This window comes from Nonomuraea sp. NPDC002799, assembly GCF_053592075.1.
Genome location: NZ_JBSFVA010000018.1, coordinates 143205 through 168462, shown reverse-complemented (window position 1 = coordinate 168462; position 25258 = coordinate 143205). Strand labels below are relative to the sequence as shown.

Genomic DNA, 25258 nt, shown 5'->3' with positions numbered 1-25258 from the left:
TCGATGCCGGATCGTGCCAAGATCCTCCTGGTCGATGACCGCGAGGAGAACCTGATCGCCCTCGAAGCCATCCTCAGCTCCCTGGACCTGGTGCCCGTACGGGCCAGGTCGGGTGAGGAGGCGCTGAAGGCGCTGCTCAACACCGAGTTCGCACTCATCCTGCTCGACGTCCGCATGCCGGGCATGGACGGGTTCGAGACGGCCGCGCACATCAAGCGGCGTGAGCGGACCAGGAACATCCCGATCATCTTCCTGACCGTGGTCGACAGCGCTCCCGACTACGCCTTCCGCGGCTACGCGGCGGGCGCGGTCGACTACCTGACCAAGCCGTTCGACCCGTGGGTGTTGCGGGCGAAGGTCTCGGTCTTCAGCGAGCTGTACAACATGAACAAGCGCCTGGCCGAACAGGCGTCGATGTTGCGTGAGCGCCTGACCGGCGAGCTGCCGCCCGGCGCGGGTGATCACGCTTCGGTGCTGCCCGAGTTGTCGCGGCGGCTGACCGCGGTGGAGGACGACCTCGACCGGGTCAGGGAGCTGGCTCGTAAGTCGCAGGATCCGGCACTGGCCGTGCCGCTGTCCGATCTGACGGACCGGGTGACACATCTGCGCGCCGGGTTCGACGCGCTGTCCTGACGGCCGGATCTCTGACGCAGGGCGAACGGCCGGGCGGCCCCATCAACGGGCGCCCGGCCGCCTGAAGCCGGCCACCCTGAAGCGGACCCCCTCGAAGCTGGTCACCTGAAGCCGGCTGCCCTGAAGCGCACCCCCTCGAAGCCGGTCACCCTGAGCGGGTCACCTGAAGCCGGCCGCCCTGAAGCGCACTCCCTCGGAGCCGGTCGCCCGGCCGCCGGTCGGTTGAGTGGTCAGTGGCGGGCGCGTTCCAGAGCGTCCCAGAAGCCGCGCCGCAGCGCGTGGCGTACCTCGTCGTGCAGCAGGAAGTCGATCGGCAGCGAGGAGCCCTGGAGCAGCCGTGCCTCCAGGTCGGAGGGCATGCGCGGCTTGCGGGCCAGCACCGCCTCCAGCCAGAGCGCGGGGGCGTCGCGGGCGACGGACTCGCCGAAGTCGTGGCCCTCCCGGTGGGCGGCCTTGACGGCGTCCGCCAGCGTGGTGGCCCCGGCCGTGGCGGCCGACGGCGGCGTGATCGGCGCGGGCTGCGGCCCGGTGTAGGGCCCGAGCTGCGAAGGCTGGTAGGACCCGGTGCTGGACGGCGAGGCGAACTGGCCGGTGCTCGGCGACGGCGACTGCGCCTGCATGGGACCGGTCGCCGGGGCCACGGGCGGCGGCGTGACCGGCGGTTGCTCCGGCTGGTAATGGGAGTAGGAGGGCAGCGAGTGCGGCGCGGGCGGCTGGCCGCGCGACGGCCCGTTGGACGACGGCTGGCTCGGCGTCGAGGGGGCGGCGGAGTTGCCGGCGGCGTGGCTGCCGGTGGACGTCGGCGGCTGAGGCGGCGACGACGGCAGTGACGGCGGAAGCGAAGGCTGCAGGGAGGGCAGCGACGGCTGGGCCACCGGCAGTGAGTGGGCGGAGTGGCCGTTGCTGATCGGCTGGTGGTGGCCGTTGGAGGACTCGCTGATGCCTGTCAGGAGGTTGACGTACGGCCGCAGGTGGACGCCGCCCAGCTCGACGAGGTCGTCGCACTCCTGCCTGAGCGAGCGCGAGACGGCCCAGCCGCCGTCGGCCGCGATGTGGATGACGCTCACCCGGATGCCGAGGTCCTGCGCGTCGCACACGACCTGCGCCAGGTCCTCGTCACCGCTCACGACCACGGCGTCGCAGATGGCGTTGTTGCGGGCGAGGGTCATCAGGTCGCGATGCACCTGGGCGTCGACGCCTTCGCGCCGCCCGGGCCGGATGCGCGACAGTCTGAGTTTGAGGCCCGGGATGTCGGCCAGTGCGTCGTGCTCCGGTGTGCGGCGGGCTTCGACCGTCGCCTCGTACCAGTAGCACCGCAGCAGCGGCAGGCCGGTGCGCTCGCGCGACAGGCTGGTCATCAGCTGGAGCAGCCCTGGGTAGTCCCAGGCAACCGCTTCGCGATGACGCGTGCCGTGCACGGCCATCGCTCCGTCAGCCAGCAGATAGCCAGCGTCCACGAACAGCGCACAGCGATCCACTGACACCGCCCCTTTCCTGATGGTCCGACCTTGCCGGCTCTGCACCGTCAGAGACCGGACTCGGCGGCCCTCTCTCAGGGTAATGAAAGCAGGTGATCGCGCGAGGGTTAATCCCGACGATTCGCCCCGCGCCCGCTGGTCGGCCGGACCTTTGAGGCAGACCGTACCAGTTTGTCCCGTTCGTGGTCACGATCGCGCACGCACGCTCAACGCGGCCACCCCGAACAGGACGACATCCTTGCCCGTGGCGATCGTCAGCCCGGGGTCCACGCCGAGCTCGGCGCTGACCGTGTCCACGTCGGTGCCGAAGGTCATCTCGGTCACGCCGCTCGACGAGCCGTCGAAGACGTTCGCGCCATCGCGATCGCCGCCCGCGGGGGTGAGCGGGCCGGACCCGAGCGAGACCTTGTCGCCCTTGAGGTCGGCGTCGCCCTCCCACGTCACCAGCTCCATCCTGGCGGGCGTGGCGGCCGGGCTGAGGCCGCCCAGGGGGATCCGCAACCGCGGCGTCCTGCCGCCGACCACGGTGGCCGTGTCCAGCACCACAGCCTGACTGTACGGCTCCGCCGGATCGGTGACGATGATCACCAGGCTCCATCCGGCATGCCGCGACACCCCTTCTGCCATCGGCGCGTCGGCCGCCCACCAGGTGCCGTTCCTGCGTGTGTCGCCGACCAGCTCGCTGACGTCGGCGAACGCCTGATAGACCGGCCCCAGGGGCAGCTCGCGCCGCGTCACCTGGCTGGGCCGGACGGTCAGGTAGCCGTGCCGCCCCGGCGGCCTGATCTTGATGGGCCCGCCGCCCTCGCCGCTCGCGGACCAGTAGAGCCCGGCCCACACGACCTGGCCGCCCTTCGGCAGGGACAGATCGGCCCCGCTGGAGGCGCGGGTGCCGGAGGTGTCGTCCTGGTCGATCGCGGTCATCGGCCACAGGTCGTTGTCGCGCTGAACGTCCTGGCGCCGCCGGGCCTCCAGGCAGCCCGAGCGCTCCTCGGGGCAGCTCAGCAGGGAGTTGCCGATCGCCCTGACGGCCACCTTCCCGTCGGTGGCGAACCTGGCCGGCGCTCCCGTCGTGCGTACGCCGTGCTCCGCCCGCGCCCTGACACGCAGCGAGCCCGAGTCGATCCGCAGGGCGGGCCCGGCTCCCTCCGGCGCGCCCTCGGCCACCCGCACCCGCAGGAACACCGCCGTGCCCTGCCCGGCCGCCAGCGGCTTCCTGGCGCACGTGGCGCCGCCGGCCGCCGGACGGCAGGCCCAGCCGTCCACCGTGCCCACGGAAGCGGCGACGACCGCTGTGCTCAAGGGAGCGGCGACCGCCGTGCCGTGACCGCCCCGGACGGACGGGATGAGGGTGACGCCGGGCGGCAGGTCCACGGTGGCCGCGAGCTCCTCGGTGGGGGCCGTGCCGTAGTTGCGCAGGCGGATGCCGACGATGCCGGGCTGGGCGCGGACGAGGGCGCCCAGCGCGTCGATCGTCGCGCTCAGCCGGACCCTGCCCGGCTTGCTCCTGACCGGCGCCGGCACCAGCTTGGGTGCCTCGCCCGACGGCCGCGACGGCAGCGGCACCGGCAACGGCAACGACGCCGGCTCCGGGCTCCGTGACACGGGCGGCTGCGCGGGCGGCTGCGCGGCCGGCACCGCCGCCGGCTTCCTGGCCGGCGTGTCATGGGAGACGAGCGGCAGCCCCGCGGCCACGGCCACCGTGACGGCCACCGCGCCGGCCATCGCGGCCTGCTGGTGCTTCGGCGCCCGCCGCACCCAGCCGAACATCCGCAGCAGCCCGCCCGCGCCCCCGCCCACCGCGGCCGACTTGGCCAGCGCCGCCGCGTAGCCGCCGAAGAGCGGCCCGGCGATCAGCGGCCCGACCATGACCCGCAGCCCGCGGTTGACGTCGGTGAGCTCCAGCAGCACCCCGTGGCACTCCTCGCAGGTGTTGACGTGCTCGTCGATCACCTTGGAGTCGCGCCTGGCCAGCCCGCCCCTGACGTAGGCGCCCATCTTGCCGAGCACGGGGCGGCAGTCGTGCTGCGGCGGTGAGCCGAGGTGCATCTGCAGGTAGGCCTGCCGCAGTCCCTCCCGGGCGCGGTAGGCCAGCGCGGCCACGCCGTTGGCCGACAGGCCCAGCAGCGGCGCCACGTCGGCCGGCTTGGCCTTCTCCACCTCGGTGTGCCAGAGCACCGCCCGCCACCGCTCGGGCAGCGACAGATAGGCCCGGGCGATCAGCGACTTCTCCAGACCCACGAGCGCGGGATCGACGAACGGCACCCCCGGGTCGTACAGCTCGATCTCGCCGGTGGTCACCTGGCGGCGCTCGACCCTGGAGCGGTCGTAGACCGTCCTGCGGACCACGGTCAGCAGATAGGTGCGGAAGCCCGAGTCGGGGCCGCCGCCCCGGCCGACCAGGTCGAGGATCTTGGTGAACGCCTCGGCGACGACGTCCTCCACTTCGGCGCCTCTGGCGAGCTGCCGGGCGAGGGCGCGGGCCGCCGCTACGTGGCGCTCGTAGAGCTGCCCGTAGGCGGTGGCGTTGCCCTCTCTGGCCGCCTGAAGCAAATCTGCGTCGCTCTGCGGCGATTCGACACCCATAGTGACCTCACGATTACGCGGGGTTGCCTGCGCCATCATTCCGCATTCTCCGTCATGGCCCAACCGAAGCCGCGTCTTTACTGATGGGAGGGGCGATGAAGGACGACATGATGGCGCGCTGGCGCGGCCGGAGCATGGCGGCGGGCTGGTCGCTGGCGGACGACTGGTGGGCGCCCGAGGCCGAGGACGCGGTCAAGGCCGTGCGCGGGGACCGCGACCTGCCGCTCGCCTGCTGGGCGCTGGGTGCGGCCAGGGCGGACGCGGGGGTGGGCATCGCCGAGGGCATGGACGACCTGGCGGCGTTGTTCACCGAGGTGGGGACGGGCGAGCCGCCGTTCGCCGCCGTGCGCTCGTTCGCCTCCGGGTGGGCGGAGAAGAGCGTCGCGCCGTTCGGGGAGCTGCACTGCGAGGATCCGCTGACAGGGCTGGCCACCGTGGCGTACCTGCGGACCCGGCTGGGGCAGCTCTACCGGGGGTCGGCCGCGGGGATGTGCCTGGTGGTGGCGGAGCCGTACCGGAAGGCGGATGAGGTGGCCGAGCGGCTGGCCATGGCGCTCAACCTGGCCACCGCGCTGCGCAGGGCCCTGCCGGGGGACGAGACGCTCGCGCTACTCGCGCCCGCCCGGGTGGGCGCGCTGACCAGGAGCGACGAACGGCTGCCCGGCAAGGTAGCGCGCCTGCGGGAGGCCCGGATCCTGTACGGCCGGCGGCCACGGGTGCGGGTGCGGCCGCTGCCGAAGGCGTACGGGCAGGCTCTGGCCCTGATCAGAACCCTAAGCTTGGACGCATGACGAATCGCGACACCCTCCTGACCGAGATCAAGAACAAGGCCGTGGTGCACGGCAAGGTGACCCTCTCCTCGGGCTTGGAGGCCGACTTCTATCTCGATCTGCGGCGGATCACGCTCGACGGCGTGGCCGCGCCCATCATCGGGCAGGTGCTGCTCGACCTGACGGACGACCTGGAGTTCGATGCGGTGGGCGGGCTCACCCTGGGGGCGGACCCGGTGGCGGGCGCGATGCTGCACGCGGCGGCGGCGCGCGGGCGCGCACTGGACGCGTTCGTGGTGCGCAAGGCGCAGAAGGCGCACGGCATGCAGCGCCGCATCGAAGGGCCCGAGATCAAGGGGCGCCGGGTGCTCGTCGTCGAGGACACCTCGACCACGGGCGGCTCGCCGCTGACCGCCGTGGAGGCGGTGCGGGAGGCGGGGGCCGAGGTGGTCGCGGTGGCGCTGATCGTCGACCGGGGTGGTGCGGCGCGGATCTCCGAGGAGGGGCTGGAGTGCCGCAGCGCCTTCACCCTCACCGACCTCGGACTCTGACCGCCTGCGGTAAGACGCGCTCAGCGCCTCTCGTCCTGCTCAGCCGCCGGGGCCGCGGACGGTGAACGCCTCGCGTTCGCCGTCCTTGCCCGGCTCGCGCAGCTTGCCGTTCTCGGTGACGTGCACCGTGCCCGCGTCGCTGAGCACCACGTCGAGCTCGGGTTCGAAGTAGCTGACCTCCTCGCCCCTGCTCATCTCGCGATACTGCAGCACGTCGCCGCCCGGCACGCGCACCGTGACGAGCGGGCAGGTCTCGGCCACGCACTCAAGACGCACGGTCGGCACTTGGGCGGTGGCCACCTCTTCGGTGGCGGTGACGGTGCTCGCGCCGGCGGCGGCACGCTCGCGCTCGGGCGTCTGTGTGCCCAGCGAGCCGACCAGTGCCCGGCCGCCGATGGCGAGGAGCGTCACCACGGCTCCTGCCGCCAGGACGGCGAGCACCAGGCGGGCGAGGCCCATCGGATCTGACTTGTGGCGTCCCACAGAGGGCAGCGTACCCGTTGGTATGACGGGGTTCTGGTCAGCGCGGAATGTCGGATCGCGACGCGATGCGGTGGTGCTTGCCGTTGGGCTCGGGAAGGTTCTTGCCGGCTCTGCGGTGCTTGATCGCCTCGAAGATGATCGGCAGCAGCGATATGAGCACGATGAGGAACACACCGGGCAGGATGAATTTGTCGATCTGCTTGGGATCGACCTTGCTGCCGAGGAAGTGGCCGAGCAGGATCAGGCCCTCGACCCAGACGACGCCGCCCGCGATGTTCCAGATGAGGAAACGTTTGGCGGGCATCTCCAGCACGCCCGCGACCGGATTCATGAAAGTCCGAACAATCGGCACGAAACGGGCCAGAACAACCGCCTTGGCGGGGCCGAACTTCTGGAAGAACTCCTCCGCCCTGAGCACGTGCTCCCTCTTGAACAACCGCGAATCCGGTTTGTCGAAGAGTTTCCTGCCGAACCTGGCGCCGAGGAAATGCCCGAGCTGGGCCCCCGCGACGGCGCACAGCGGCGTGCCGATCAGCAGCACCGGGAGGGAGAGCGGCTGGATGCCCATTCCCTGCGCGACCGAGACAGAGCTGAAAATCCCCGCGGCCACCAGCAGTGAGTCACCAGGCAGGAAGAACCCGAGCAGCAGACCCGTTTCGGCGAAGATGATGGCCAGAACGCCGACCGTGGCGAAAGCGCCAAGAATCGTGAGCCACCACGTCGGGTCGAGGAGATTCCAAAGCCAGTCCACGCCGGAAGCCTACCCGTAGCGGCGGGGCACGACTCGACCACCAACGACGCGTTGTCTCTACCACAGCGGGTAGTGAGCCGGGATACTGGGCCTGGCGTGAAGCCGTAACTTCTCAGGGAGATGAATCATGCCTATTGCGACTCCAGAGGTCTACGCTGAGATGCTCGACCGGGCCAAGGCCGGCGGATTCGCCTACCCGGCGATCAACGTGACGTCGTCCCAGACGTTGAACGCCGCCCTGCGCGGCTTCGCCGAGGCCGAGAGCGACGGCATCGTGCAAATCTCCACGGGCGGCGCGGAGTTCCTGTCCGGCTCCACCGTCAAGGACATGGTCACGGGCGCGACGGCGCTGGCCGAGTTCGCGGGGGTGGTGGCCGCCAAGTATCCCGTCACGGTGGCGCTGCACACCGACCACTGTCCCAAGGACAAGCTCGACGGCTTCATGCGCCCGCTGATCGACGTCTCCTTGGAGCGGGTCGCCAAGGGCCTCGACCCGCTCTTCCAGTCGCACATGTGGGACGGCTCCGCCGTGCCGCTGGAGGAGAACCTGGAGATCGCCAGGGAGCTCCTGGAGAAGTGCGCACGGGCGCGGATCATCATGGAGATGGAGATCGGCGTCGTCGGCGGCGAGGAGGACGGCGTCGTCGGCGAGATGAACGAGAAGTTGTACACGACCCCCGAGGACGCGCTGGCCACCGCCGAGGCGGCGGGGCTCGGCGAGAAGGGCCGCTACCTGCTGGCCGCCACGTTCGGCAATGTGCACGGCGTCTACAAGCCAGGGCACGTCAAGCTGCGGCCGAGCGTGCTGAAGGAGATCCAGGAGGCGGTCGGCACCAAGTACGGCAAGGACAAGCCGTTCGACCTGGTCTTCCACGGCGGCTCCGGCTCGTCGCTGGCGGAGATCCACGAGGCCATCTCGTACGGGGTCGTCAAGATGAACGTCGACACCGACACGCAGTACGCCTTCACCCGCCCGATCGCCGACCACATGTTCCGCAACTACGACGGCGTGCTCAAGGTGGACGGCGACGTCGGCAGCAAGAAGGTCTACGACCCGCGCTCGTACGGCAAGGCCGCCGAGGGCGGCATGGCGGCCCGCGTCGTGGAGGCGTGCCAGCACCTCAAGAGCGCCGGCACGAAGCGGTCCTGACGGCACGGAAGCGTCCTGACGGCACGGAAGCGTCCTGACGGCACGGAAGCGTCCCGAGGGCACATAGCGGTCGTGATGGCACAGAAGCGGTCCGCAAGACGGCCGCGAGGGTGGCGCCATTTCGCGGGTTCCTCATCAGTAGCCACTTCGGTGGCCCGGCGGGTATGACTTGTCCTATGGATAACCTTCTCGCCGGGCCGCCCCCGACTCACCTGCCGGACCTGCCCGAGGCCAGGGAGGCGCTCGAATCCGGTGCCAAGGCCGCCGACGTGGCCGCCCGCTTCCCCGCCCACCCGGGCGCCTGGGCGGTGCTCGCGGAGGAGTACTTCGCCCAGGGGCACGCCGTCACCTCCTACGCCTTCGCCCGAACGGGCTACCACCGCGGGCTCGACCAGCTCCGCCGCAACGGCTGGAAGGGGCATGGCCCCATCCCCTGGGAGCATGAGCCCAACCGCGGCTTCCTGCGCTGCCTCTACTCCCTGGCCAGAGCGGCTCAGACGATCGGTGAGAAGGACGAGGCCGAGCGGTGCCTGCAGTTCCTCAAGGACAGCTCGGAAACGGGCTACGACGCGCTGGCCAAGGGGTAGCCCTTGGGGTGAATAGGTAGATTCGGGTAGTCTCTCTACGCAAGAGCCCCTGTCGCACTTGCGCCAGGGGTTTCGTTTTGTGCTCGGGAGACTGAACCATGCCGGCTGCCGTTCTCGTTGGGGCCCAGTGGGGCGATGAGGGTAAGGGCAAGGCCACCGATCTGCTCGGTGGCGACGTCGATTACGTCGTCCGCTATCAGGGTGGCAACAACGCGGGTCACACCGTGGTCATCGGTGACCAGAAATATGCGCTGCACCTGCTACCCACGGGAATCCTGTCTCCGGACGTGGTCCCGGTGATCGGCAACGGCGTGGTCATCGACCCCGGCGTGCTGCTGAGTGAGATCGACGGCCTGGCCGCGCGGGGCATCTCCGCCGAGCGGCTGCTGATCTCCTCCAACGCGCACCTGATCATGCCGCACCACAAGGCGCTCGACAAAGTGACCGAGCGCTACCTCGGCAAGGCCAAGATCGGGACCACCGGGCGCGGGATCGGGCCCGCGTACGGGGACAAGATCGCCCGGATGGGCGTGCGCGTACAGGACCTGCTCGACCCCGGGATCCTGGCGAAGAAGATCGAGGTCGCCCTGACCGAGAAGAACCAGGTCCTGACCAAGGTCTACAACCGGCGCGGGATCGAGCTCGGGGCGGTGCTGGAGGAGTACCTCGCCTACGCCGAGCGGCTCAAGCCGCACATCGCCGACACCTCGCTGGTGTTGTCGAAGGCGCTGGACGAGGGCAAGTTCGTGTTGCTGGAGGGCGGCCAGGGGACGCTGCTCGACATCGACCACGGCACCTACCCCTTCGTCACCTCCTCCTCGCCCACGTCGGGCGGCGCGTGCGCCGGGGCCGGCATCCCGCCGAACCGGCTCACCAAGATCATCGGCATCCTCAAGGCGTACACCACGCGGGTGGGCTCGGGGCCGTTCCCGACCGAGCTGACCGACGAGATGGGCGACTGGCTGCGCGAGACCGGCGGCGAGTACGGCGTCACCACCGGCCGCAACCGCCGCTGCGGCTGGTTCGACGCCGTGATCGCCCGGTACGCGACCCGGATCAACGGCATCACCGACTACTTCCTCACCAAGCTCGACGTGCTGTCGGGGCTGGAGCGGATCCCGGTGTGCGTGGCCTATGACGTCGACGGGGTGCGCCACGACGAGATCCCGATGACGCAGACCGACTTCCACCATGCGACTCCCATTTACGAGGAGTTCCCGGGGTGGCAGGAGGACATCACCGGCGCCAAGTCGTTCGAGGACCTGCCGCCGAACGCGCAGGCGTACGTCCGGACGCTGGAGAAGATGAGCGGGGCGCCGATCTCGGCCATCGGCGTCGGCCCCGGCCGCGACCAGACCGTGGTGGTCCGGCCGCTCGTCTGAGCAGCGGAGCAGCCAGGCCGCTCGTCCGAACGAAGCGGCCCGGCTGCGTTCGAGCAGACCGGCCCGGCCACTCGTCCGAGCGGAGCGGTCAGGCGGTGCGCACGGCGGCGGTCATGGGGGTGTGGAGCGTCCAGCCCAGGGTCTCGTAGAGCGCCCGGCCCTGTGCCGTCGCCACCAGGACGCCCGCCCTCGCCCCCGTCTCCGCGGCCGTGGCGGCCATGATGCGCATGACGACAGTGCCCAGGCCGCGACGGCGGTGGGCGGCGGCCGTCTCCACCTGGTCCACCACGGCCGTCCGGCCTGCCACGGCGAACTGGCCCCTGGCCGCCACCTCCCCCGCCGCCGTCAGCAGCCGGACCGCCGTGACGCCCGCCCTGGTGGTGACCGCCAGGGTGTAGCCGGGCGGGGCAGACTGTGGGGCGCGGGTCAGCGGGGCGGTCATCATGAACTCCGCGTCCTTGACCGCCCAGCCGCGCGCCAGCAGCGGGGCGACGGCCTCGGTGGGGGCGCAGAGCTTGAGCCAGGTGCCGGGCGTGGTGAGCGTCGTGGTCAGGTGGTGGAGGATCTCCGGGGTGGGGGCGGCCACGACGTGGCGGACCACGTGGCCGGGCAGGCCGACGTCCACGCGCAGACCCCACGGCTCGCGTACGGGATCAGGGGTGTTGCGGGAGATGGCCCAGCCGTCAACCCACGCCCGAACTGTTGCCAAATGGGCCGTTTTGAGAACCTCCGTCATGAATACCAGCCTATTGTCCACAGCTATCCGCTTGACCGGGCGTAGCAGGATAAAAAGGACACGGCGTGGCACCCCCTAAGCACGCCCCGCGCCAGGTAGGGTCCCCGTTGTGCGCGTTGAGATTCATGGTCACCGGGGTGCTCGGGGCCTCTGGCCGGAGAACACTCTGCCGGGGATGAGCCGGACGATGGAGCTCGGCGTGCATGCGCTAGAGCTGGACGTCGCGCTCACCGCCGATCGGCGTCTCGTGCTCACGCACGACCTCACGGTCTCCGCCGTGACGAGCGCCGACCGGCGGCCGCTGCACGCCGGCGATCCGCTGTTCCCCTACGTCGGCAAGCCGATCAGCTCCCTCACCCTGGCGCAGCTCCGCACCCTCGACGTGGGCGTGCGGCTGCCGCGGCATCCCGACGACCCGTTCGCGCTGACGCAGGTCGCCATGCCCGAGACCAGGATGCCCACGCTGGGCGCGGTGCTCGGGCTGGTGAACGCCTACGAGGCCGAGGACGTGCGCCTGCACGTCGAGCTCAAGTCCGACCCGACCAGACCCGAGCTGACGCCCGATCCCCGGCTCTTCACCGAGCTGGTCGTCGAGGAGCTGGAGCGCCACGGGCGGCTCGGCAACGTGGCCATTCTCAGCTTCGACTGGCGGATCCTCTCCCACGCCGCCGGGCTCGCCCCCGGCACGCGGCGGTTCGCGCTGATCGAGCTCGACACCCTGCACTGGAACGACGGCGTGGGCGACGACGTGCCCGCCGCGGCACGAGACGCCGGCGCCACCACGCTCTCGCCCGAGCACGTCATGGTGGACGAGGCGCTGATGGCGCAGGCGGCGGCGGCCGGGCTCGACGTGGCGGTCTGGACCGTCAACGAGACCGGGCTGGCGAGCAGGATGCTGGATCTGGGCGTCGCGGGGGTCGTGACCGACTATCCGGATCGTATGCGGGAGTTGTGGCGGGAGCGGGGGCTGGCGCTGCCCGCGCCCGTCGGCCCGCTCAAGCCCGTGGGCGTCTAGAGCGGGGGTTCGGAGCGGGTTTTCAGAGCCAGCCGTTGCGGCGGAAGCCGCGGTGCAGGAGCACGCAGGCCGTGACCATGAGGGCCAGCACCGCCGGATAGCCCCAGACCTGCTTGGTCTCGGGCATGAAGTCGAAGTTCATGCCGTAGACGCCGGCGATCATCGTGGGCACGGCCAGGATGGCGACCCAGGACGAGATCTTGCGCATGTCCTCGTTGGCCAGCGCGTTCGAGCGGGCGAGTGCGGCCTGCAGGATGGAGCTGCACAGCTCGTTCGAGGCCTCCACCTGCTCGCACACCCGGGACAGGTGGTCGCCGACGTCGCGGAAGTATTCGCGCATCTCCGAGGGGATCACGCGGCGCTGCGGCAGCGCCGACAGGGGCGACTGGAGCGGTGTGACGGCCCGCTTCATCTCCAGCATCTCGCGCTTGAGCTGGTAGATCCGGTTGATGTCGCGGGAGCTGACGTCGGCGAACACCGTGGCCTCGACCTCCTCCAGCTCAAGCTGCATGAGGTCGGCGACCTGAAGGTACTGGTCGACCACGTGGTCGGCGATGGCGTGCAGGACGCCGGCGGGACCACGGTTCATCAGCTTGGGCTTGTCCTCCAGGCGCTCGCGGACGATGGTGAGCGGGCAGTGCTCGCCGTGCCGCACGGTCACCACGAAGTCCACGCCGAGGAACACCATGATCTCGCCGGTCGCGATGATCTCGCTGTTGGCGGTCAGCTCGTCGTGGTCGAGGTAGGCGACGGTCTTGAGGACCATGAACAGGGAGTCGCCGTACCGCTCGACCTTGGGCCGCTGATGGGCCTTGACGGCGTCCTCGACGGCCAGCGGGTGCAGGCCGAACACCTCGGAGAGCCACTCCACCTCGGGGGCGTCGGGCTCGTGCAGTCCCACCCAGACGAACGCCTTGACGCCGTCGGCGCCGTTGTTGTGCGCGCGCACGAGGTCGAGCGCCTCGACGATGCCCGAGGACGCGATCTTCTTGCCCTGGATGTAGGCGCCGAATTCGACGAGGGAGTCAACGGGAGGCCCGCAGACGTCACGCACGGGCTGAGGCAACGGGCGCGCCACCCGCGGCTGAACGGGGTGACGGTTGATGCGACGGAAAAGCGTGGACGAGCGCATGGCAGTCCCTTTCCGCCCGACCTGGCACGCTCCACGCGCGATGAAAAGTCACCTCAATCAACACACATGCGTGGAGGCACGATCAGGCTGCCGGATTGGAGTGGTCGGGGGTATTCACGGTGTACGCACGGAAGTACGTACTGCTGGGATCACCAGGATTCATCCCGGACCACCTCCAATCACAAGAGAAGCCGCAAAGCCGCCCTAACTTACCACAGACGGCTGAACCCAACCGACGATACCGGTCTGAGCAGCGCGCGCTCAGGTGAAAGTCCACAAAGTTCCATGGCCGTTCCGGTGATTGCCGTGCCGCGTACCTGAGCGTGCGCAAGGCTCCGGGCCTGCGACAATGGAGCACGTGCGCGTTCTAGTCATCGGCACCGGCGGGCGTGAGCACGCCCTGTGCCGTTCCCTCAGCCTCGATCCCCAGGTCAGCGAGCTCCACTGTGCTCCCGGTAACGCGGGCATCGACCAGGTCGCGACCGTCCATCCCGTCGATCCCCTCGACCCCGGGCAGGTGGCCGAGCTGGCCACGCGGCTGCGGGCCGACCTCGTGGTGGTGGGCCCCGAGGCGCCGCTCGTGGCCGGCGTCGCCGACGCCGTGCGCGAGGCGGGCATCGCCTGCTTCGGGCCGTCCGGCGAGGCGGCCATGATCGAGGGCTCCAAGACGTTCGCCAAGGAGATCATGACGGCGGCCGACGTGCCGACGGCGCGGGCCAGGACGTGCGTCACCGAGCAGGAGGCCGCCGCGGCGCTCGACGAGTTCGGGGCGCCCTACGTGGTCAAGGACGACGGCCTGGCCGCGGGCAAGGGCGTGGTCGTCACCGGCGACCGGGAGCAGGCGCTCGCGCACGCGCGGGCCTGCGACCGCGTGGTGATCGAGGAGTTCCTCGACGGGCCCGAGGTGTCGCTGTTCGCGCTCTGCGACGGGAGCACCGCGGTGCCGATGCAGCTCGCGCAGGACTTCAAGCGCGCCTACGACGGCGACGAGGGGCCCAACACCGGCGGCATGGGCGCCTACACGCCGCTGCCGTGGGCGCCCGACGGGCTCACCGACCAGGTCATGCGGGAGGTCGTGCACCCGACGATCGGGGAGCTGGCGCGTCGTGGGCTGCCCTTCCAGGGGGTGCTCTACGTGGGGCTGGCCCTGACGTCGAAGGGGCCGAAGGTGGTGGAGTTCAACGCGCGGTTCGGCGACCCGGAGACGCAGGTGCTGCTCGACCGGCTGGAGACGCCGCTGGGCGGGCTGCTGATGGCGTGCGCGACCGGTGAGCTGGGGCTCGACCCCGTGTTCAAGGACGGCTCGGCGGTGAGTGTGGTGATCGCGGCGGAGGGCTATCCCGAGGCGCCGGTCAAGGGCGACGTGATCACCGGGCTGGAGCCCTCCGATCACGCGTACGTGCTTCACGCCGGCACCAAGCGGCAGGGCGGCGAGGTCGTGTCCGACGGAGGGCGGGTGCTCAACGTCATCGGCCATGGCCCGGACCAGGAGACCGCCCGCCGCAACGCTTACGATCTTGTCAGCCGCGTCCGGCTGCGCGGCGCCCACCACAGGACGGACATCGCCCCATGAAGCACCTGCACTCCGGCAAGATCCGCGACCTGTTCGAGACCGACGACGGCCTGCTGCTGATGGTCGCCTCCGACCGGATCTCGGCCTTCGACTACGTGCTGGAGCCCGACATCCCCGACAAGGGGGCCATCCTCACGCAGATGTCGTTGTGGTGGTTCGACCAGCTCAAGGACGTGGTGCCCAACCACATCGTGGGCAAGGCCGACGACAGCCGCGGCATGTTGTGCAAGCCGCTGAAGATGGTGCCGGTCGAGTGCGTGGCCCGGGGCTACCTGACGGGTGGCGGGCTGAGCGAATACCGCGCCGGCGGCACGGTCTCCGGAGTGGCCCTGCCGGCGGGGCTGGAGGACGGGTCGCGGCTGCCCGAGCCGATCTTCACACCGTCCAGCAAGGCGCCCATGGGCGAGCACGACGAGCCGATCTCGTACGAGCAGGTGGTCGAGCTGGTCGGCGCGGAGACCGCCGCGGAGTTGCGGCGCGTCACCCTGGCCGTCTACACCCGCGGTGCGGAGATCGCCCGCGAGCGCGGCATCATCGTGGCCGACACCAAGATCGAGCTGGGCTGGGACGCCGACGGTGTGCTGACATTGGGCGACGAGGTGCTGACGCCCGACTCGTCGCGATTCTGGCCCATCGACCAATGGCAACCGGGTCGTGCGCAACCTTCTTTTGACAAGCAATATGTACGCGATTGGCTAGTCTCGCCCGAATCGGGATGGGACAAAGCCTCCGGAAACCCCCCACCTCGACTTCCTGACCATGTGGTCGAGCGCACCCGCGAGCGATACCTAGAAGCGTATGAGCGCGTCACGGGGGCTCCCTTTAGCGGATGATTCGGCTGGGTCATGTGGTGTTAGCGACTACTGTTGGCCCGATCGAGCCTCACCGTTGATTTCAAGGAGCCGCACGAAATGGTCCGTTACCGCGTGCGCGGTGGCAACGCACTGCGTGGAACCGCGTTCATTCAGGGCGCGAAGAACGCCGTGCTACCCATGATCGGTGCGGCTCTGCTCGCCGCTAAGGGACGCACCGTCCTGCGCAACGTGCCGATCATCGAAGACGTCCGGCGCGCGGTCGAGCTGGCCGAGACCATCGGCGCGTACGTCGAGCTGCACGAGTCGGAGCGCACGCTGGTCATCGACGCCTCCCGGGTCTCCAGCCCCGTGCTGCCCGCCGAGATCGCCAGGCGCTTTCGCGGGTCGGTCCTGTTCACTCCCGCGCTGCTGCACCGGCTGGGCGAGGCGATCGTGGAAGGGGTCGGCGGCTGCAATCTCGGCAGCCGCAACCTCGACTTCCATTACCTGGGTTACAAGCGGCTGGGCGCGATCGTGGACGAGGGCGAGACCGTCATCCACGTCAAGGCGTCCGGCCTGACGGGGGCGACCCTCTATCTCGACACGCCCTCCCACACCGGCACCGAAAACCTCATCATGGCCGCCGCCCTGGCCAAGGGCACGACCGTGATCGAGAACGCGGCGCTGGAGCCCGAGGTGCTCGACGTCATCGACATGCTCACCAAGATGGGCGCGCGCATCAGCGGCGGCGGCACGGGCTTCATCACCGTGGAGGGCGTCGACGAGCTGCACGCCGTGGAGCACACGGTGATGCCCGACCGGCTGGACGCGGGCGTGTTCGCGATGGCGGCGGCGATCACCGGGGGCGAGGTGAGCCTGGTGGGGACGGGCCTCGACCTGGGCGTCGTGCGCTACAAGCTGGAGCAGATGGGCGTGGAGTTCGCCCGGCAGGGCGCGGTGCTGCACGTGCGGTGCGAGGGCCCGCTGCGGCCGATCAACGTCATCACCGACACCTACCCCGGGTTCGCCACCGACCTGCAGTCGCCGATGATGACCGTCGCGGCGCTGGCCGACGGCACCAGCTACATTCACGAGCGCATCTTCGACGGCCGCTTCGCGCTGGCCGGCGAGCTCAACAAGATGGGCGCAAACGTGGAAGTGGAGGGCAGCCGCGCGATCGTGCGCGGCCGGACGCCTCTCACCGGAACGCAGGTGACGGCGCACGATCTGCGTTCCGGGATTGCGCTCGTGCTCGCCGGGCTCGCCGCCGAAGGCGAGACCCTGATCGACTCCGGATACCTGATCGATCGCGGTCACGCACATCTCGCGGCGCGAATGCGCGCGCTCGGCGCGGACATTACACGAGAGATTTCCGAGCGCTAAAAAACGCGAGAAATACCGCGTTGAGCTGCTAGGACATCTTGTCGGGCGGTCAACCAGAACGGCTTTCCGGAAAAGTCGGGCGTGACATTACGGCCCCCGCGAGCGATCGTTCCAAAAGAGAGCACTGCAACGGACGGCAGGATGGGACGAACATTGGTCGAGAGGGCCGAAGAAACTCCCCGAGTGTCACGCCCGGGCGCTATGACACCGGACCTCACCATCGGCGTGGTCGGACCACACGACCTGGTCGAGCGAGTGATGTTGATGGGTCACGCCGCGGCGCCGCTGCCGTGTCGCCTGGTCGCGGCCGCGTATCGCGACGAGCAAGAGGCGCCTGACAAGGTGACGCGGCTCGGTCCCGGTGTCGACGCATGCCTGTTCGCCAGCCCGGTCCCTTATGACCTGGCCAGGCGTTCGGGTGTGCTGACGATGCCCGCGACGTACGTCCAACTCGGCGGAGCAGCACTGGTGGCAGCGCTGGCCAAGGCTGCGCTGGACACCCGCATGGACCCCCAGAGGGTCAGCATCGACGTGGTGAGCAGGGCGGATGTGGAGGAGGCGTACACCGACCTCGGCATCCCCGCCACGGACGTGCACAGCCGCGACGAGCCGGGCGCCACCGGCACGATCGCGGCCTACCATGAACGCCTGGCGCGGCAGGGGGCGACCACGGGAGCACTGACGTGCCTGCCCGCGGTGGCCGAACGCCTGCACGCGGCGGGCGTACCGGTCATCAGGATCCGGCCGACCTCCGCGGCGGTCCGAACGGCGCTGCACACCGCGGCGCTGCTGGGAGCGCATCACCGCCTGGAGGAGTCGCAGCTCACCGTGGTGCTGGTGGAGGTGCCGACGCTGCGCGAACCCGTGCGCCGCGCCGCCCCCCGCTACTGGCGCGACGAGTTGCGGTTGTCGCTGCACCGGCTCCTGGTCCAGGAGGCGAATCGCATCAACGCCACCGTCTGGCCGATCGACGATCACAGCTATCTGGTCACGGCGACCAGGGGCTCGATCGCGGCGGCCACCGACGGGTTCAGGGTGTTGCCGTTCGCCGCCAGGATCAGGGACGAGCTGGGGCTGGCGGTCGAGGTCGGTGTGGGGATGGGGCGGACGACTCATGACGCGGAGTCACACGCCAGGGCCGCGCTCGCCCGCACACAGGCGGGCAAGCAGGCTCAGGGGTTCGCGGTGGACCGCGAGGGGCGGGCGCTCATTCCGGCCCCGCGGATGCCACCGACCGGATCCACCGCACTCAAACCCAAGGGGGTGGAGGTGCTGGCCAGGCTGGCGGCCAAGCTCGAAGGCGGCGACACGGTCGTCGACGCGGAGGGCGCGGGCAAGATGCTGGGGGTCACGCCTCGAACGGCTCGGCGGTTGTTGCGCACGTTGGTTGACGAGGGACTCGCGTGGCCGCTTCCACCGAACCGCACCCCGCAGCCCGGCCGGCCACGACAGCTCTACCGGCTGATCGTGGAGAAGCTGGGTCCGCGCTGATCACGCGGGCCCGCCGTCCCTCCAGGGCGGCGGGCCCGCCGATCCGGACCATGACCGGGCGGGCCTGCGCGTGACCTGTGGCCGCCCCGCACATTGACCGGACATGTCAGCTTTGCGAACGACAGGATTGACTCTTGTGAACTTATTGGTTGACGCGTGTAGATGGGGGTATGTTCTCCCACGCCCCCGATCGACGGGATTCGGACGGGGGCACCAAAATTTTCTGGCAGTGCCCCGCCGCATGCGCGCGTTGAGAAGATTGCCGCCTTCTGTGACTCTGAGTCCGCCTTGCCATGGCTTGCCGTGGTGATGGTGGTAGGGATTGTGCGGGTTTCGGACTCGGAGCGGCTTGGTTCAGAGGGGCCTGCGCGGGGCTGTGGGGGCCGCTGAAGGCGTTCGCCGTAGGCGCGCGGGAATCGGGGTCAGCAGGCGCAGGAGATTCCTGAGACCGGTGCTGTGAGGGCGTCCACTGGGTGGCGGGTGACGCCCGATCCGGTCCGTACGGGAAAGCCCTCCCGCGCCCAATACTCGAAGCCCCCGATCATCTCCTTGACCGGATGACCGAGCTTGGCCACCTCCAGGGCCGCCCGCGTCGCGCCGTTGCACCCCGGACCCCAGCAGTACGTCACCACCGTGGCGCCGTCCGGGATCACCTGGGGCCCTCGCGTGGCGATCTCGGCGGTCGGCAGGTGCACGGCGCCGTCGATGTGACCCTGGTCCCAGCTCTCCTTGCTGCGCGAGTCGACGACGACGAGGCCGGCAACGCCCGTGGCCAGGTCGGCGGCCACGTCCGAGACGTCGGTCTCGAAGGACAGGCGGGCGGCGAAGTGGGCGAGTGCCGCAGCGGTGCTTGCGGTGGAGGTCGGCATGGATCGGATCCTGCCAAATCGCGCACCCATCCCAACAGTGGCGTGAATGCCTCCTACCGTTAATATCCCGCCATGTCCCAACCGCTGATACGCGGAGGTTTTTGTCGGAGACGGCGAGTATGGTCATGAGTCATGAGCACAAACACCCCTGACAGTCGCACATCACTCATGGTCTGGAGCGCCCTGGCGATCGTCTACCTGGTGTGGGGCTCCACCTACCTCGGCATCATGATCGCCATCGAGACCGTGCCACCGCTTCTGAGCGGCGCGCTGCGGTTCCTGTCGGCCGCGCTGCTGCTGAGCACCTTCCTGGTGATCAAGAAGGGCCGGGCGCCGTTCCGGATGTCGCTGCGCCAGTTCGGCGGGGCGGCGCTGGTCGGGCTGTTGTTGCTGACCGGCGGCAACGGCATGGTGGCCGTGGCCGAGCAGCACATCTCCAGCGGCCTGGCCGCGCTCCTCGTGGCCTCGGTGCCGCTGTGGCTGGTCGTCTTCAGGCTCGTGGTCAGGGACCGGCCGGCGCTGCTGACACTGGTGGGGGTGCTGGTCGGGTTCGGCGGGGTCGCGGTGCTGACGCTGGGCGGCGGGGGCGGCGAGTCGGCGGGCGCCCAGGGCATCGCGGTGATCATGCTGGCGTCGTTCTCGTGGGCGGTCGGCTCGTTCCTGGCGGCGCGGCTCCCGATGCCGCCCAACATCTGGACGGCCAGCATGGTCGAGATGCTGGCCGGCGGGGCCGGGCTGTTCGTGGTCAGCACCGCGGTCGGGGAGCGGCTCGACCTGGCCGCCGTGTCGGGGCGCTCGTGGGCCGCGCTGGTCTATCTGGTGCTGGTGGGCTCGCTGATCGGCTTCACCGCCTACACCTGGCTGCTGGCCCGCGCGCCGATCTCGCTGGTGTCCACGTACGCGTACGTCAACCCGGCCGTCGCCGTGCTGCTGGGCGTGCTCGTGCTGAACGAGCACGTGACGGGGCAGATCGTCATCGCCGGGCTGGTGATCCTGGTCGGCGTCGCCCTGGTGGTGTCCACCGAGCGACGCGCGAAAACCAGGACACCGGTCCTCGAAGAGGTCAAGGTCTAGCGGGGGAAGCGCGCGGCCGCGGCCAGGAAGGCGTCGTTCGCCTCGGGGGAGCCGATGGACACGCGCGCGCCCTCCCCCGCGAACGGCCGCACCGCGACCCCGTCCACGGCGCAGGCGGCGGCGAAGTCGAGGGTGCGCTCGCCGAGCCTGAGCCAGACGAAGTTCGCCTCGGTGGGCGGCACCGTCCAGCCCTGGGCGATGAGCGCCTCGCGGACGCGGGTGCGCTCCTTGACCACCAGCTCGACCCGTTCGAGCAGCTCGTCCTCCGCCCGCAACGAGGCGATGGCGGCGACCTGCGCGAGGTGGTTGACCGCGAACGGGATGATCGTCTTGCGGACGGCCGTCGCCACGGGCTCCTGCCCGATCAGGTAGCCGACCCGCAGGCCCGCCAGCCCATAAGCCTTGGAGAACGTGCGCAGCACGCAGACGTTGGGCCGGTCGCGGTAGAGCGTGAGACCGTCGGGGACGTCCTCGTCGCGGACGTACTCGCGGTAGGCCTCGTCCAGCACCACGAGCACCTGCTCGGGCACCCGGTCGAGGAACGCCTCCAGCTCGCGGCGCCGGATGGCGGTGCCGGTCGGGTTGTTCGGGTTGCAGACGAACACCATGCGGGTGTCGTCGTTGATCGCCTTCGCCATGGCGTCCAGGTCGTGGTCCTCACCGGCCAGCGGCACCATGACCGACTTCACCCCGGCGAGGTCGGCGAGGAGCGGGTACGCCTCGAAGGAGCGCCACGCGTACACGACCTCGGCCCCCGGGTCGCCCACGGTCTCGAACAGTTGCTGGGCCACCGTGACCGACCCCGCGCCCAGGGCGATGTGGTCGACCGGCACGCCGAAGCGCTCCGCGATGGCCTCGGTCAGCTTGATCGAGCCGGGGTCGGGGTAACGGTGGATCTGCCGGGCCCCCTCGGCGATGGCCTCCACCACCGAGGGCAGCGGACCGTACGGGGACTCGTTGGAGGACAGCTTGTACGACCGGCCGTCGGCGGCCGCTACGACCTTGCCCGCCTTGTAGGCGGCCATGGTGTCCAGGATGTGGCGGAAACGAGGCATGGCCTAACTGTAAAAGCAGCGGCGCGGTGCGGCAGCACCGAGGCACGTGATGCACGGTTCGCTCGTGCCCCACGACTGCGTGTAACGTGCGTGCATGGTCCCGAGCGTGCCGGTCAGCGTCGACCTGGTGGTGCTCACCGTGCGCAACCAGGCGCTGAGCGCCCTCGTGTGGCGCCGCGACAATTCGCCGTTCCTGCGGCGCTGGTCCCTGCCGGGCGGCTTCATCCAGCTCGACGAAGACCTGCCCGCCGCCGCCCACCGCATCCTCGCCGAGCGCGCCGGCCTGCCGGGCGCCCCGGTGCACCTGGAGCAGCTCCAGACCTACGGCTACCCGGACCGCGACCCCCGCCAGCGCGTCCTCAGCGTCGCCTACCTCGGGCTGGCCCCCGACCTGCCGGCCTCGGAGAAGGCCCACATGAGCTGGCAGCCGGTCAGCTCGCTCCTGGTCATGGCCTTCGACCACCGCCGCATCATGCTGGACGGGATCGAGCGGGCCCGGGCGAAGGTGGAGTACACCTCGCTGGGCGCGGCCTTCTGCCCGCCGGATTTCACGGTGGCGGATCTGCGGCGGGTCTACGAGATCGTCTGGGGCCGCCCGCTGGATCCGCGCAACTTCCACCGGAAGGTCACCAAGGCGGAGGGCTTTCTGGTCGGGACCGGCGCCACCACGACCAGGGACGGCGGCCGGCCGGCCAAGCTCTACCGCCGCGGCCCGGCCGAGCTCCTCCACCCGCCGATGCTCCGCTCACTCAAGGAGTGAGCGACGACGCTCCGCTCAAGAAGCGGGCGACCTTAGGCGACGACGCTCACCGCTGAAGCGGGCGACCCTAGGCGGTGACGCGCACGTGTAACGGCTCGGTCGCCGACTTGCCCGACGGCACCTTGACGCCGATCCTGATCCACTCCCCGGCCGGCACCTGGCTCCAGTCGAACGGCACCCACGCCGTCGACATCCCCTCGGGCAACTCCTCCAGAGGATCCTCGTCCAGCCAGCCCAGCGAGGCGACGTCCAGCTCCTGAGTCCCGCCCGACCACTCGATGGTGATCGTGCTGTTCTGGAAGTTGTAGCCGCGGACCTCGACCCCGTCGTGGATGTCACGCGCGCGCCGGATGGCGTCCACGGCGATGGGACGCTGCCAGTCGGCGGTGATCTCCTCTTCCAGCGACGGTTCGCCACAGGTCATGAAATCGCTCCACATGTAGGAGACGACCTTCTGCACATAGCGGCCGGTCATCGTGACCGCCTGATCCAGGCGCTTCTTGTCGGTCTTGCCCCGCGTGCCCTGCGGCGCGCACGCCTTCTCGCCCGACGGCTCGAACGCCTCCACGTTGGCCCAGAGCTGCACCTGGTAGCCGGCCTGGATCATCTGCTCCCTGGCCACCGACATCTCGCGGTAGTAGTCGCGCGTCGACCCGTGGTACGCCGTCCCGTACGTGGACTCCCCCACCACCGGCTCCAGGCGCTCGTCCACCTCGCTGCCACGCTCGTCCGGCCAGAACAGGCCCACCTTGCCGGTGCCCCGGCTGTCCTGCGGGGCGATGATGCCGACCCCGGTCTTCGCCAGCGCCTTGAACGCCTCGGCCACCTGCTTGGGCGTCTGCCCGAAGCCGACCCGTTTGCGCGCGTCCATGTAGGGGCTGATCAGGATCGGCTTGCCGGGCAGCTCCTGCTCGACGATGGTGTGCTGGTCGGCGTAGACCTCCAGCGTCGGGTTCGAGGCCAGCGTGTCCGCCATCTGCACCTCGAACGGCTGGTAGACGCCGCCGAGCGACTCGCGATCGCCGAAGCGCACGCCGTAGTCCTGCAGGATGCGCCGTGTCAGCGTGGTCAGCGTGCCGAGATGGCGCTTCTCCGCCCTGGTCGGCGTCTTGGGATCGCGGGGCGCCAGCGGCAGCGCCGGGAAGATCCGCATGCCGAACTGCTCGCCGAGGTCCAGCAGCTTCTTCAGGCTGTCCTTGGTCGAGCCGGCCACCAGGATCAGGTCATAGGAGGAGCCCTTGCGGGAGAAGTCGCAGGTGGCATCGTCCGAGCCGTCCGGCTGGGTGATGATCCGGTAGTAGATGCGGGTGCCGATCTCGACGCTGTGCTCCATCTGCGGGCAGCGGAACAGGTCGGCGTCGAACGACTCGTCGGTCCGGTAGACGTACGTGCGGCCGATCCGGTTGCCGGGGTTGGCCGCCTGCAGATCCCGCTCGGCGGCGGCGTGGCAGGTCAGGCCGTCCTCCTGGCAGGACTTGTAGAGCGGGTCGAGCTCGCCGTCCCTGGTGAGGATCTCGCCGTCGTCGGAGAGGGTGCGGAACTGCAGGCCGTAGCCGATCCTGATGATCGTGTCGCCGCCGACGCGGTGGATCTCCTGGAGCTGGCCGCGCCAGGTGCAGGGGTCCGACTTGGGAGTGATCCAGTAGCCGGTGACGGCGTAGGGCGCCTTCTCGCCGGTGTCGAACGTTCCACAAGGGTCGGTGAACTTGCTCACCGCCGGCGTCGGCTCCGCGGTGACCGACGGCTTGGGCGTCGCCGAAGCGCTGGCCTTGGGGACCGGCTTCTCGGCGGACATCGGCAGGACGATCACCACGGCGGCCGCCGCCACTGCCAGGATGGCTGCGCCCACGACCAGGAAGAGCCAGCGCACGTTCAGGAACCTACCCGCTCTTGAGGATTACGGCTTGACCCCGGCCCAGGACTCGAGCTGGGCGACGAACCGCTTGGCCGAGTTGGGCCAGTGGTGGTTCGCCCGGGCCGCGGCATAGCCGCGCGCCCCCTGCGCGCGCCGCTCCCGGACGTCGTCCCGGAGCGTGAGCACGGCCTGCGCGACGGCCTTGGGATCCTCCCAGGACACGACGACGCCGCTGTCATAGCGTTCCACCAGCTCCACGGCCCGCGGCGACGGCGTCGTGATGACCGGAATACCATGCGCCATGTATTCGACGATCTTGGTGGGCATCGAGTGCCGGTAGTTGGGCTCGTCGTGCAGCAGCGACAACCCGGCCAGCGCGCCGTCGAGCCGCTTGAGCGCCTCGTCGTTGGGCATGAAGTCGCGCCACTCCAGCAGGCCCTCGCTCACGGCCTGGTTGAGCACCGGACGGCTCTGCGGATCGGCGTACCCGATCAGCTCCACCGACACCCGGTACGGCTGCAGCAGCTTGGCCACCTCGACGGCCTCCATCACGCCGCGCGCCCTGGACAACCAGCCCAGGTAGACCACGCGGTCGTCGCCGGGCGGCGTCACGGAGTCGGGCACCCAGGTCTCGTTCGGCACGATCAGGTGCGCGTCCTTGAACCGCCCCGCGTAGGCCGTCTCGGCCAGCAGCAGGTGCATGCGGCGCTCCGCGGTGCCTTCGAGCATGCGGGCGAGGAAGCGCACCGGCGGCCGCAGCGGCGCGGGCAACCACGGCTTGAGCGAGAGCGTGGCCGGGGTGTCCTCGTGGACGTCCCACACCACCGGAGGCCGGTTGCGCACGCCCCACACGGCGAACAACAGCTCGGGGTCATGGATGAGGACGAGGTCGACCTTCGCACGCATGCGCTTGAACAGCCGGCGCGCGGCCCAGACGGCCGCCATCCGCTTGCGCTGCGCGGCGCGCGGCAGATCGACGCCGGTGACCCAAGGTCTGGGGACGACGCCGTGCGCGGTGAACGAGGCGGCGTACGTGACCTCATGACCGGCATCCACAAGGGCACGAATCTGCCGATGCAGAATTCTCGCGTCCTCGGGGTTATGCACCACCGTCATGACGAGCACGTGCACTGCGCGCAGCCCTCCGTCG

23 protein-coding genes are annotated in these 25258 nt (G+C 70.0%); 13 read left to right on the top strand and 10 right to left on the bottom strand.

Going from position 1 to position 25258, the window contains the following annotated elements:
• Window positions 1-3 precede the first annotated feature (3 nt).
• Window positions 4-633 carry a response regulator gene (locus tag ACWD0F_RS29885; protein WP_449881082.1) on the top strand — a complete coding sequence of 210 codons (630 nt, stop codon included), beginning with the start codon at window positions 4-6 and terminating at the stop codon, window positions 631-633.
• Window positions 634-863: 230 nt separating this feature from the next.
• Here the strand turns inward: ACWD0F_RS29885 and ACWD0F_RS29880 are convergent, their stop codons facing one another.
• Together ACWD0F_RS29880 and ACWD0F_RS29875 are read right to left on the bottom strand one after the other, a co-directional pair.
• The gene (locus tag ACWD0F_RS29880; RefSeq protein ID WP_449881080.1) at window positions 864-2111 is read right to left on the bottom strand and encodes an NYN domain-containing protein; all 1248 of its coding nucleotides are present in this window, start codon (window positions 2109-2111) and stop codon (window positions 864-866) included.
• A gap of 186 nt (window positions 2112-2297) precedes the next feature.
• On the bottom strand, window positions 2298-4697 hold the full coding sequence (locus tag ACWD0F_RS29875) for a sigma-70 family RNA polymerase sigma factor (RefSeq protein WP_449881078.1): 2400 nt from the start codon (window positions 4695-4697) through the stop codon (window positions 2298-2300).
• Between the two features lie 95 nt (window positions 4698-4792).
• On the opposite strand from ACWD0F_RS29875, the gene ACWD0F_RS29870 reads away from it, so the two are divergent.
• Both ACWD0F_RS29870 and pyrE read left to right on the top strand, forming a co-directional pair.
• The gene (locus tag ACWD0F_RS29870; protein ID WP_449881076.1) at window positions 4793-5488 is read left to right on the top strand and encodes a hypothetical protein; all 696 of its coding nucleotides are present in this window, start codon (window positions 4793-4795) and stop codon (window positions 5486-5488) included.
• A complete protein-coding gene (gene pyrE, locus ACWD0F_RS29865) occupies window positions 5485-6018 on the top strand; it encodes an orotate phosphoribosyltransferase (RefSeq protein ID WP_449881075.1) in 534 nt (177 codons plus the stop codon). Before ACWD0F_RS29870 ends, pyrE begins: the two co-directional genes overlap by 4 nt.
• Before the next feature lie 39 nt (window positions 6019-6057).
• Here pyrE and ACWD0F_RS29860 read toward each other — a convergent pair whose 3' ends face one another.
• Both ACWD0F_RS29860 and ACWD0F_RS29855 read right to left on the bottom strand, forming a co-directional pair.
• Window positions 6058-6501 (bottom strand): hypothetical protein, encoded by a 444-nt coding sequence (locus tag ACWD0F_RS29860; protein ID WP_449881073.1) that lies wholly within the window; start codon window positions 6499-6501, stop codon window positions 6058-6060.
• A 37-nt stretch (window positions 6502-6538) separates the two neighbouring features.
• Window positions 6539-7252 (bottom strand): DedA family protein, encoded by a 714-nt coding sequence (locus ACWD0F_RS29855; RefSeq protein WP_449881071.1) that lies wholly within the window; start codon window positions 7250-7252, stop codon window positions 6539-6541.
• 127 nt (window positions 7253-7379) lie between these two features.
• Here ACWD0F_RS29855 and fbaA point away from each other — a divergent pair, with 127 nt between their 5' ends.
• The 3 genes from fbaA (at window position 7380) to ACWD0F_RS29840 (ending at window position 10371) form a co-directional block, all read left to right on the top strand.
• Window positions 7380-8402 (top strand): class II fructose-bisphosphate aldolase, encoded by a 1023-nt coding sequence (gene fbaA / locus ACWD0F_RS29850; RefSeq protein WP_449881069.1) that lies wholly within the window; start codon window positions 7380-7382, stop codon window positions 8400-8402.
• Window positions 8403-8578: 176 nt separating this feature from the next.
• Window positions 8579-8989 (top strand): DUF3151 domain-containing protein, encoded by a 411-nt coding sequence (locus tag ACWD0F_RS29845; RefSeq protein WP_449881067.1) that lies wholly within the window; start codon window positions 8579-8581, stop codon window positions 8987-8989.
• A gap of 98 nt (window positions 8990-9087) precedes the next feature.
• A complete protein-coding gene (locus ACWD0F_RS29840; protein WP_449881065.1) occupies window positions 9088-10371 on the top strand; it encodes an adenylosuccinate synthase in 1284 nt (427 codons plus the stop codon).
• 88 nt (window positions 10372-10459) lie between these two features.
• Here ACWD0F_RS29840 and ACWD0F_RS29835 read toward each other — a convergent pair whose 3' ends face one another.
• The gene (locus tag ACWD0F_RS29835) at window positions 10460-11107 is read right to left on the bottom strand and encodes a GNAT family N-acetyltransferase (protein ID WP_449881063.1); all 648 of its coding nucleotides are present in this window, start codon (window positions 11105-11107) and stop codon (window positions 10460-10462) included.
• Between the two features lie 109 nt (window positions 11108-11216).
• Here ACWD0F_RS29835 and ACWD0F_RS29830 point away from each other — a divergent pair, with 109 nt between their 5' ends.
• Entirely contained in the window at window positions 11217-12122 is a 906-nt protein-coding gene (locus ACWD0F_RS29830) for a glycerophosphodiester phosphodiesterase family protein (protein ID WP_449881061.1), read from the top strand.
• 22 nt (window positions 12123-12144) lie between these two features.
• Here ACWD0F_RS29830 and corA read toward each other — a convergent pair whose 3' ends face one another.
• Window positions 12145-13176, bottom strand: coding sequence for a magnesium/cobalt transporter CorA (corA, locus tag ACWD0F_RS29825; protein WP_449881059.1), 1032 nt, complete (start codon window positions 13174-13176; stop codon window positions 12145-12147).
• Between the two features lie 436 nt (window positions 13177-13612).
• Here corA and purD point away from each other — a divergent pair, with 436 nt between their 5' ends.
• From purD to ACWD0F_RS29805, 4 genes are all read left to right on the top strand, one after another.
• On the top strand, window positions 13613-14827 hold the full coding sequence (gene purD, locus ACWD0F_RS29820; protein ID WP_449881057.1) for a phosphoribosylamine--glycine ligase: 1215 nt from the start codon (window positions 13613-13615) through the stop codon (window positions 14825-14827).
• The gene (locus ACWD0F_RS29815; RefSeq protein ID WP_449881055.1) at window positions 14824-15660 is read left to right on the top strand and encodes a phosphoribosylaminoimidazolesuccinocarboxamide synthase; all 837 of its coding nucleotides are present in this window, start codon (window positions 14824-14826) and stop codon (window positions 15658-15660) included. Before purD ends, ACWD0F_RS29815 begins: the two co-directional genes overlap by 4 nt.
• A 78-nt stretch (window positions 15661-15738) precedes the next feature.
• On the top strand, window positions 15739-17004 hold the full coding sequence (gene murA, locus ACWD0F_RS29810; RefSeq protein WP_449881053.1) for a UDP-N-acetylglucosamine 1-carboxyvinyltransferase: 1266 nt from the start codon (window positions 15739-15741) through the stop codon (window positions 17002-17004).
• Window positions 17005-17205: 201 nt separating this feature from the next.
• Window positions 17206-18495 carry a GTP cyclohydrolase IIa gene (locus tag ACWD0F_RS29805; protein ID WP_103956886.1) on the top strand — a complete coding sequence of 430 codons (1290 nt, stop codon included), beginning with the start codon at window positions 17206-17208 and terminating at the stop codon, window positions 18493-18495.
• Window positions 18496-18917: 422 nt separating this feature from the next.
• Here the strand turns inward: ACWD0F_RS29805 and ACWD0F_RS29800 are convergent, their stop codons facing one another.
• Window positions 18918-19364 (bottom strand): rhodanese-like domain-containing protein, encoded by a 447-nt coding sequence (locus ACWD0F_RS29800; RefSeq protein ID WP_449881050.1) that lies wholly within the window; start codon window positions 19362-19364, stop codon window positions 18918-18920.
• A gap of 132 nt (window positions 19365-19496) precedes the next feature.
• Here ACWD0F_RS29800 and ACWD0F_RS29795 point away from each other — a divergent pair, with 132 nt between their 5' ends.
• Window positions 19497-20438: an EamA family transporter gene (locus ACWD0F_RS29795; RefSeq protein WP_449881048.1), complete on the top strand. Its 942-nt coding sequence runs from the start codon at window positions 19497-19499 to the stop codon at window positions 20436-20438.
• Here ACWD0F_RS29795 and hisC read toward each other — a convergent pair.
• On the bottom strand, window positions 20435-21493 hold the full coding sequence (hisC, locus tag ACWD0F_RS29790) for a histidinol-phosphate transaminase (RefSeq protein WP_449881046.1): 1059 nt from the start codon (window positions 21491-21493) through the stop codon (window positions 20435-20437). The genes ACWD0F_RS29795 and hisC overlap by 4 nt on opposite strands.
• Window positions 21494-21587: 94 nt before the next feature.
• On the opposite strand from hisC, the gene ACWD0F_RS29785 reads away from it, so the two are divergent.
• Window positions 21588-22253 (top strand): NUDIX hydrolase, encoded by a 666-nt coding sequence (locus ACWD0F_RS29785; RefSeq protein WP_449881044.1) that lies wholly within the window; start codon window positions 21588-21590, stop codon window positions 22251-22253.
• Between the two features lie 67 nt (window positions 22254-22320).
• Here the strand turns inward: ACWD0F_RS29785 and ACWD0F_RS29780 are convergent, their stop codons facing one another.
• Together ACWD0F_RS29780 and ACWD0F_RS29775 are read right to left on the bottom strand one after the other, a co-directional pair.
• Window positions 22321-24123 carry a DUF4434 domain-containing protein gene (locus tag ACWD0F_RS29780; protein WP_449881042.1) on the bottom strand — a complete coding sequence of 601 codons (1803 nt, stop codon included), beginning with the start codon at window positions 24121-24123 and terminating at the stop codon, window positions 22321-22323.
• A 27-nt stretch (window positions 24124-24150) separates the two neighbouring features.
• Window positions 24151-25239, bottom strand: a complete 1089-nt coding sequence (locus tag ACWD0F_RS29775) for a glycosyltransferase (protein ID WP_449881040.1) — start codon at window positions 25237-25239, stop codon at window positions 24151-24153.
• Window positions 25240-25258 lie beyond the last annotated feature (19 nt).

What these genes read in the sequence shown, in the direction of transcription:
- ACWD0F_RS29885 (WP_449881082.1), top strand. Translation starts at nt 4, where the DNA reads ATGCCGGATCGTGCCAAGATCCTCCTGGTCGATGACCGCGAGGAGAAC.
- ACWD0F_RS29875 (WP_449881078.1), bottom strand. Translation starts at nt 4,697, where the DNA reads ATGGGTGTCGAATCGCCGCAGAGCGACGCAGATTTGCTTCAGGCGGCC.
- ACWD0F_RS29870 (WP_449881076.1), top strand. Translation starts at nt 4,793, where the DNA reads ATGAAGGACGACATGATGGCGCGCTGGCGCGGCCGGAGCATGGCGGCG.
- pyrE (WP_449881075.1), top strand. Translation starts at nt 5,485, where the DNA reads ATGACGAATCGCGACACCCTCCTGACCGAGATCAAGAACAAGGCCGTG.
- fbaA (WP_449881069.1), top strand. Translation starts at nt 7,380, where the DNA reads ATGCCTATTGCGACTCCAGAGGTCTACGCTGAGATGCTCGACCGGGCC.
- ACWD0F_RS29845 (WP_449881067.1), top strand. Translation starts at nt 8,579, where the DNA reads ATGGATAACCTTCTCGCCGGGCCGCCCCCGACTCACCTGCCGGACCTG.
- ACWD0F_RS29840 (WP_449881065.1), top strand. Translation starts at nt 9,088, where the DNA reads ATGCCGGCTGCCGTTCTCGTTGGGGCCCAGTGGGGCGATGAGGGTAAG.
- ACWD0F_RS29835 (WP_449881063.1), bottom strand. Translation starts at nt 11,107, where the DNA reads ATGACGGAGGTTCTCAAAACGGCCCATTTGGCAACAGTTCGGGCGTGG.
- ACWD0F_RS29815 (WP_449881055.1), top strand. Translation starts at nt 14,824, where the DNA reads ATGAAGCACCTGCACTCCGGCAAGATCCGCGACCTGTTCGAGACCGAC.
- murA (WP_449881053.1), top strand. Translation starts at nt 15,739, where the DNA reads ATGGTCCGTTACCGCGTGCGCGGTGGCAACGCACTGCGTGGAACCGCG.
- ACWD0F_RS29805 (WP_103956886.1), top strand. Translation starts at nt 17,206, where the DNA reads ATGACACCGGACCTCACCATCGGCGTGGTCGGACCACACGACCTGGTC.
- ACWD0F_RS29800 (WP_449881050.1), bottom strand. Translation starts at nt 19,364, where the DNA reads ATGCCGACCTCCACCGCAAGCACCGCTGCGGCACTCGCCCACTTCGCC.
- ACWD0F_RS29795 (WP_449881048.1), top strand. Translation starts at nt 19,497, where the DNA reads ATGAGCACAAACACCCCTGACAGTCGCACATCACTCATGGTCTGGAGC.
- hisC (WP_449881046.1), bottom strand. Translation starts at nt 21,493, where the DNA reads ATGCCTCGTTTCCGCCACATCCTGGACACCATGGCCGCCTACAAGGCG.
- ACWD0F_RS29785 (WP_449881044.1), top strand. Translation starts at nt 21,588, where the DNA reads ATGGTCCCGAGCGTGCCGGTCAGCGTCGACCTGGTGGTGCTCACCGTG.